Genomic DNA, 2,601 nt, shown 5'->3' with positions numbered 1-2,601 from the left:
ACGACGGGGCCGTCGATCTGGCGGATGACGGAGGAGACGTAGGCGGCGTCGCCGATGAGGCTGCGGTTGGGTACGGCGGGGGCGACGACGTTCAGTCCGCGCTGGAGCAGACCGGGGATGACGGCGGCGTAGCTGGAGGCGTCGGCGAACGCGCCGTGGACGAGGACGACGGTCGGCTTGGGGGAACGGGACATGACCGGACTCGATTCTCTCGCTCAGAGGTGATGTTCATGCTGGGACCGGGGCGAGGCGGGAGTGTGCTCCGCGCGCCCCGGTGGTTGCCGTGGAGTGCCGCGGTCCGCGTGCTCAGCCGCCCCAGCCCTCCAAGAAGGCCAGCAGTTCCGCGTTGACCACCTCTGGCTTCTCCTCCTGGCAGAGGTGACCGCACTGGGGGATCGGGACCCCGCGGACGTCACGGGCCATGCCCTTCCAGACGTCCAGCACGTCGTAGGCCTGGCCGACGGCGCTGAAGTCCTCGCCCCAGATGGTCAGAACCGGGCAGTCGATGGGCTGGTCCTCGTCCTCGCGGTCCTGGGCGACGTCCTCGGGGGCCGCGCGGTAGTCCATGCACGACCCGCGGACCGCACCGGGCTGCTGGTAGGCGCGGACGTAGACGGCGATCTCCTCGGGCGTCAGCATCTCCGGGTCGTAGGACCAGCCGCGGTAGAAGTGCGTCAGCCAGGTCTCCTCCTTGCCGGCGATCAGCGCTTCGGGCAGGTCCGGCACCTGGAGGAAGGTGAAGAACCAGTACCCTTGCCGCGCCAGGGCCACGTCGTAGGTGTCGGCGATGACCCGGGTCGGGATGTTGTCCATCGCGACGAACCGGTCGATGCGCTCCCGGTGGTCCTTGGCGAAGCGCGTGCCCACCCGCGCGCCCCGGTCGTGGCCGACCAGCGCGATCTTCTCGTGGCCGAGGTGGTCCATCAGCGCGAGGACGTCCCGAGCCATCGTGCGCTTGTCATAGCCGGACGCCGGCTTCTCGGTGTCCCCGTACCCGCGCAGGTCGGGCGTGATGACGGTGTACTTCTCGGCGAGGACCGGGATCTGCTTCCGCCAGCCGTACCACGTCTCCGGGAAGCCGTACAGCAGGTAGACGGGCGGACCCTGGCCGGCGCTGACCCAGTGCTGGTTGATTCCGTTGAGCACCTTGGTGTGGTGGGTGATCTCCGTGGTGGCTGTCATGTCGACTCGCTAAGGTCGGAAGAACGATCACTGCCCACCCTGTGCCGGTTCTCGCACGCGCCTTGCCCGACAGCGCACGCCGTTGTGCGCTTCCGTGCCCTGATCAGTCGCCGGGGTGGGCGCCGCGGCGCTGTCGTTCGGTGGAATCGCCCCAGACGCCGTACGGCTGCCGGGAGTTCTCGGCGAAGGACCGGCAGTCGGATTGCACCGGGCAGCTGCGGCAGACGGCGATGTTTCAGGAGCAGGTGTAGTTGCTCAAGCAGCAGACGTAACAGGCCGACCGCCCCATCGGACGTGTCTCTCACTTCGGATGCGAGCGCGCTCACGTCGCTGGTTCGCGAGGACGTCGGGGTGGCGGCGGTTCTGATTGCGCCAGCGCAAGTAGGCGTGCAGGGCCCGGGTCTGGGCGATGTGGTTGGGATGGTGGGAGTTGGCCAGCGTGAACTGTCGCAGCGGTCCGAAGTGAGCCTCGATGGGGTTGGCCCAGGACGCGTAGGTTGGGGTGAAGCACAGCTCGACCCTGTTCCGGTCTGCCCACCTGCGAACCCAGCCGCCCCGTAGAGACCCGGCCGCGCACGCGCCGCGGCCTACGTCGCCGTCCCACACCGATCCTGTGCCCGGACCCGGCCGCCAGGCCAACCGCTGTGATCGATCACGTGCGGCGGCTGTGCGAGCTGGTGCTGCGCTCCAACGACATCGACTCCCTGGTCGACTTCGCCGCCGGCTACGACCCCCAAGGCGCGTACCTTCGCCTGCCTGCTCTACCCGCTCGACCGGCGCGAATGCGCCCTGTACTGGTGGCGGTTCGCCGCCGGCGGGGAGGACCCCCTCGCCGCCCACCTGCTCACAGCCCACCACGCCGCTGTCGGAGTCAGCCCGGACGCCCGCCTATGGCGGACGCAGGCCCGCATGCTGGGCTTCAGCCGCGACCGCCACCTCCCCCAGCCCGTACGGCCCAGCACTCATTTCGCCGAAGGGTTCGCCCGCGCCGTCCCCTGCGAAAACGAGTTGAGCACCTTCATCAAGACCGCACGCCTGCCCAACGATCTGGCAATCCGCTGAACCGGATGATCAGTCACGCACGACGGCCGCCGGTACGCGCTGAAGAGGGGAGTGAGGGCTGCACCCGGCCGGGGCCGGCAGCGCCCGCCCTGGAAACCCGGCTGCCGGGCCGGCCCCGCCAGGTCGCGTGAGGCGGGGTGAGGTGGTGGTGACATACGGGCACCGCCCCTGGTTGACCTTGCGGGTACCGTTCAACACAGCGATGCCCGCATCACGTGGGTATCGCCGGCACACACGCCGTGGGCATGCTGCCCACCTGCCTCGGAAGGACCTGCGACTGTGGAATTCCCCAGCATCGACGTGCCTGGAAGCGGACAGCTCCATGCCCGCATGACCACCTCTCTCGGCGAGATCGTG

Annotated in this window: 3 protein-coding genes and 2 pseudogenes; 1 reads left to right on the top strand and 4 read right to left on the bottom strand. The window is 69.2% G+C overall.

What is annotated here, in order from left to right; translation table 11 throughout:
• The 4 genes and pseudogenes from AB0947_RS42730 to AB0947_RS42715 all read right to left on the bottom strand — a co-directional run.
• Nucleotides 1–194: pseudogene (locus tag AB0947_RS42730) on the bottom strand (alpha/beta hydrolase); the annotation flags it as partial.
• Between the two features lie 112 nt (nucleotides 195–306).
• Nucleotides 307–1,182, bottom strand: coding sequence for an alpha/beta hydrolase (locus tag AB0947_RS42725; protein WP_366755746.1), 876 nt, complete (start codon nucleotides 1,180–1,182; stop codon nucleotides 307–309).
• A 103-nt stretch (nucleotides 1,183–1,285) separates the two neighbouring features.
• Complete coding sequence (locus AB0947_RS42720; protein WP_366755747.1) at nucleotides 1,286–1,414, bottom strand: WhiB family transcriptional regulator; 129 nt, start codon at nucleotides 1,412–1,414, stop codon at nucleotides 1,286–1,288.
• A 23-nt stretch (nucleotides 1,415–1,437) separates the two neighbouring features.
• Nucleotides 1,438–1,728: pseudogene (locus tag AB0947_RS42715) on the bottom strand (IS630 family transposase); the annotation flags it as partial.
• A 363-nt stretch (nucleotides 1,729–2,091) separates the two neighbouring features.
• On the opposite strand from AB0947_RS42715, the gene AB0947_RS42710 reads away from it, so the two are divergent.
• Nucleotides 2,092–2,244: a hypothetical protein gene (locus AB0947_RS42710; RefSeq protein WP_366755745.1), complete on the top strand. Its 153-nt coding sequence runs from the start codon at nucleotides 2,092–2,094 to the stop codon at nucleotides 2,242–2,244.
• Nucleotides 2,245–2,601 lie beyond the last annotated feature (357 nt).

This window comes from Streptomyces sp. NPDC047841 (genome assembly GCF_040704085.1).
GTDB classification, from domain to species: domain Bacteria; phylum Actinomycetota; class Actinomycetes; order Streptomycetales; family Streptomycetaceae; genus Streptomyces; species Streptomyces argyrophylli.
This window is presented reverse-complemented; position numbering and strand designations above follow the sequence as displayed.

What these genes read in the sequence shown, in the direction of transcription:
- AB0947_RS42725 (WP_366755746.1), bottom strand. Translation starts at nt 1,182, where the DNA reads ATGACAGCCACCACGGAGATCACCCACCACACCAAGGTGCTCAACGGA.
- AB0947_RS42710 (WP_366755745.1), top strand. Translation starts at nt 2,092, where the DNA reads ATGCTGGGCTTCAGCCGCGACCGCCACCTCCCCCAGCCCGTACGGCCC.